At 40.9% G+C, this 4521-nt stretch carries 3 protein-coding genes; 1 reads left to right on the top strand and 2 read right to left on the bottom strand.

Annotation, left to right across the window (positions count from 1 at the left end):
* Window positions 1–84: 84 nt before the first annotated feature.
* Window positions 85–957 (bottom strand): hypothetical protein, encoded by an 873-nt coding sequence (locus ACT3SX_RS14025; RefSeq protein WP_192520329.1) that lies wholly within the window; start codon window positions 955–957, stop codon window positions 85–87.
* 119 nt (window positions 958–1076) lie between these two features.
* Complete coding sequence (gene fabF / locus ACT3SX_RS14020; RefSeq protein WP_442062890.1) at window positions 1077–2453, bottom strand: beta-ketoacyl-ACP synthase II; 1377 nt, start codon at window positions 2451–2453, stop codon at window positions 1077–1079.
* A 206-nt stretch (window positions 2454–2659) separates the two neighbouring features.
* On the opposite strand from fabF, the gene ACT3SX_RS14015 reads away from it, so the two are divergent.
* A partial coding sequence (locus ACT3SX_RS14015; RefSeq protein ID WP_444519112.1) for a WG repeat-containing protein occupies window positions 2660–4521 on the top strand: 1862 nt, incomplete at its 3' end.

Below are 4521 nucleotides of genomic sequence, written 5' to 3'. Positions count from 1 at the left end.
GTTTACGGGGATTTTTTATGACTGGTAATTTATCACTAAGAATTTATTCCTAAGGATTGATGGGTAGGAAGTAGGAAGCAGCGTTTAGCTTTTTTGCGACTCTTTGTTAGTTCCTGCTTTATCCTCGCTTAGATTCTGGGTCACTTCAGCACGTAACCAAGATTTTAAATTCTCAGACATCAGCATCATTTGCTCACTGAGATAATCATCAATTTGCATTTCCAGCTCACGGATCAGCTCTTGATGCGTGTTACTCAGTTTTGCGTCTTTCAGGGCCAGTTTGATGGCGGCGCTGGCTTTGTCGTTGACTGCTTTTACGCTGTGCTCATCATTGCTATTTTTGTCATTAGTGACATGAGCATGCTGACTGATGGTTTTGTTCTCAGAGCTGGTGACAAAGTTGTTATCAGCATTAGGTTGTGTAGCAGCCGATTTTTCAACGCTTTGATTTTTTTCAACACTGTTATCAATACCGAGTGATGCTGAATCGTTCGCATCATTGGCATTCATAGCGGTCACTTTATCGGCAACATTATTCTTCTCAGTGGCTATTTGCTCATTTTTCTGTTGTTCTTTTTGCGCGGTATCTGACGCTTCACGAAGTTTGGCTTCTTCTTTTAATTTAGCACTTTCCTTTAATCTGGCATCCTCTGCCGCTTTTACTCTTTGCTGTTCTTCTCGCTGTTGTTTTTCGACGGTCGCTTGCTCTTCGGCTTTTTTGTCAGTAATGGCTTTAGCGATGGCTTGCTCCGCTTCATGATTTTCATAGAGCTCATCGATATGGGCATCCAAATCATGAGTATTAAACACAAAGCTTTCAAACGGTGTATCGTTTTGCAGTAAGGTGGTGATGTCTTTTAGCTCTTGGGTAATTGCTGCGCGAATAGGTTCAGGCGCACACGTCCAGCGCTGATAAAACTGATGAGAAAATGAGTAGCTTGACATGGTATCGTCCATAAATGTTCCAAAAATTACCCCTTATCATACGCAAATACGATAAGGGGCTGCAAGTGGACAAACGTAGTAAATCTGACACTAAGGTTACAACGCATCCCATTGTGCGTTTTTATCAGCTATTAAACAGTAGGCCAACGTGCAAATATCAATGAGCCATTGGTACCACCAAAGCCAAAGCTATTGGATGCTGCATATTGCAGATTTTCAACTTTACGTGATTGGTTAGCGACATAATCAAGATTGCAGTTGTCTTCCACATTGTCTAAGTTAATGGTAGGTGGTACTTGCTGATGCTGTAAGGAAAGCACGGTAAATATGGCCTCGACACCACCGGCAGCACCTAATAAGTGACCAGTCATAGACTTAGTTGAGCTCACTAAGATACTGTCTTTCACTGGTGAAAATACGGTCTCAATGGCTATCGATTCAGCGACATCACCAGCAGGTGTACTGGTACCATGAGCGTTGACATAACCAACTACAGAAGGCTCAATACCCGCATCATGCAAGGCGTTTTTCATCGCACGTGCAGCGCCATTACCATCTTCTGGTGGTGCAGTAATGTGACCTGCATCATCACTCATACCAAAACCAACCAGTTCAGCCAGTATTGTCGCACCGCGGGCTTTGGCATGAGCTAGGCTTTCGAGCACCACCATGCCAGCACCATCACCCAATACAAACCCATCACGGTCTTTGTCAAAAGGACGAGAGGCTTTGGTTGGCTCATCGTTGCGTGTTGAGAGCGCATGCATCGCACCAAATCCTGATATGCCTAGCGGACTTGAGCCTTTTTCGCTACCACCGGCTAGCATCACATCAGCATCACCATAAGCAATCAAACGCGCTGCAAGTCCGATAGCATGGGTAGCAGTGGTGCAGGCAGTTGATGTTGCGAGGTTTGGACCTTTTAACGTATGTTTAATCGCCACCAATCCAGCAGCCATATTGACGATAGAGCCTGGAATAATGAAGGGCGACACTTTCATTGCACCCTTTTCGCGTAGGGTATCACGGCTGTTTTCAATAGTCTGAATACCACCAATCCCTGAGCCTAAGATGATACCAAAACGTTCTTGATCAACACCTTGTACAGGGGCGTCTGATGCGCTTACTTCATTGATGAAACCAGCATTTTTTAATGCCATGGAAGAGGCAGCCACACCATAATGCATAAATTCATCGTAGCGGCGCGCATCTTTGGCATTCATATATTGTTTGGCATCGAAATCTTTGACTACGCCAGCAATTTGCGAACGATAGCCCGTTGCATCAAAATGGCTAATCGTTGCTATGCCGCTATCGCCATTGAGCAATTTAGTCCATGAGCTATCGACGTCTAGTCCCAAAGGTGTAATAGCACCCATGCCAGTGACCACCACGCGCATATCATCTGAGCGTTCATAGTGCGGTTTTTTCTGAGGTGGTTGATATTTTGGTATTGCGTCAGCATCATTCTTGGCTTGGTCGGTAGATGAACTACTATTTTGGCTCATACGATATATCCTATACTTACGAGTCCTAAGAGGAGAGTATTTCGATAGTTATTATAAAACACATAGGTGCACGCATGTAAACTAAATTTATCTCAGGAGTGTCGTATGTGTCTTATAGAGTATGGACTATAACAATCATGTAAGAAACTATCAAAAAAATAAGATATAATGAACAATTGTTCTATTTATACAGTGGTAATGTTTTTATGGTTTCATTGAAGTTTTTATTTCCTCTTTTATTGTCCATGAGTATTCCAGCACTAGCGGACTGTCAACTTCGTTTTGATGATGGTTATAAGCTACCAAAAGATATCATTGCTGTTGATCGCGGAGAATGCGGATTTACAGAGGGGCTTGCTATGATTGAAAAAGACAGTAAGTATGGATTTATTACTCGCCAAGGACAGATAATCGTGGAGCCTAAGTATGATTATGCTGAAGATTTCTATGAGGGTTTGGCTAAAGTTGGTAACGACTATAAATATGGCTATATTGATGCAACAGGCAAGGTGGCTATTGATTTAATCTACGATAATATACACCCCTTTAGTGAAGGGCTTGCAGTGGTACAAAAAGATGGAATTTATGGTTTTATCGATAAGACTGGCAAGGTAGTTATAGATATAAAATATGCCGATGCGGGTGGTTTTGATCAGGGATTAGCGATTGTACATGATGGCAGTCGAGGACTCATAAATTATGATGGTGAGTTTATACTACCGCCTGAGTACATTATTATTCAAGGTTTACGTAATGGCTTTAGACCTGTTTTTGGTTATGGAGGATGGAGTTTTGCTGATGTAAACGGACAGCTGATTGATGAGCTTCAGTATCATAAAGTTAAGAGCTTTAATGAGGAACGCGCTGCTGTACAAAACAAAGATCGAAAGTGGGGCATTATTGATACCGAAGGAGCGGTTGTTTTAGATTTTGCTTACGATGAGGTAAGCGACTTTGACCAAGGGTTGGCTTATGTTAAAAAGGATGATCGCGCTTTTTACGTTGATAGGAACGGTGACGATATATTAACAGGCAACTATGATGATGTTGAACCGTTTAAAGACGGTTTAGCTAAAATTCGTAAAGATAATAAATTTGGCTATATCAATAAAAATGCCGAAATAGTCATACCGATTATATATAAGGAAATATCTTCCTTTGAAGAGGGATTGGCAAGCTTTCAAAAAGATAAAAAAGTAGGGTATATAGATAAAAGCAATAACATAGTCATTCCTGCTCAATTTGATAAGGCTGCACCATTTGTTAATGAGCAGGCCATTATTATAGTAAATGATAAGTACGGTGCTATCGACCGTGCCGGTAATATAGTTATAGAGCCAATATACGAGCAAATACAGCACTTTTTTGAAGACATAGCTCCTATGAAGTTAGATGGTAAATATGGTTTTATCGACAAAAAAGGAGAGGTAGTCATTGAGCCAAAGTATAGCCGTGTGAGTCCTTTTATCTATGAGCTTTCATATGTAGAGCAGAATAAAAAGATGGGCTTAGTCAATACTAAAGGTGTTGAAATAGCTAAGCCTGAGTATGATGAGATCAGTGCTTGGGTCATAGATGGTTTAGTTATGGCAAAGAAAAATGGCAAGGTTGGCTATATAAAAAATACAGGCGAGGTAATCATTCCGTTTAACTACGATTCAATAGGAGAGTTCTACAACGATAAAACCTTTATAGAGGTGAATGGGAAGTTTGGCTATATCGACAAGAGTGGTAAAGAGTTGATTAAGCCTATTTATGAAAAAGTAAAACCTTATTCAGCAGATGTGATTGCAGTAATGAAAGGTGGCAAATGGGGCATAGTCGATTTAAAAAATAATAGATGGATCGAACCTATTTATGATGAGTTAAGCTTTCCAGAAGCAGGTCGTATGTTAATCAAAAAAGACAATAAGTACGGCTTTATGGATATGCAAGGCAATGTAGTAATAGCGCTACAATATGATAAGGCTACCGACTTCGATAGAGGCGTCGCTCAAGTGCGAAAAGATAATCATTGGTATAGTATCAATCGTGCCGGAGATACAACTGGAGAAGTTTCATTAAATTT

This window comes from Psychrobacter sp. AOP31-B2-9 (assembly GCF_052378005.1).
Taxonomy (GTDB): domain Bacteria; phylum Pseudomonadota; class Gammaproteobacteria; order Pseudomonadales; family Moraxellaceae; genus Psychrobacter.
Note: the sequence above shows the minus strand (reverse complement) of the source record. Positions and strands in the feature narration are given on the sequence as shown.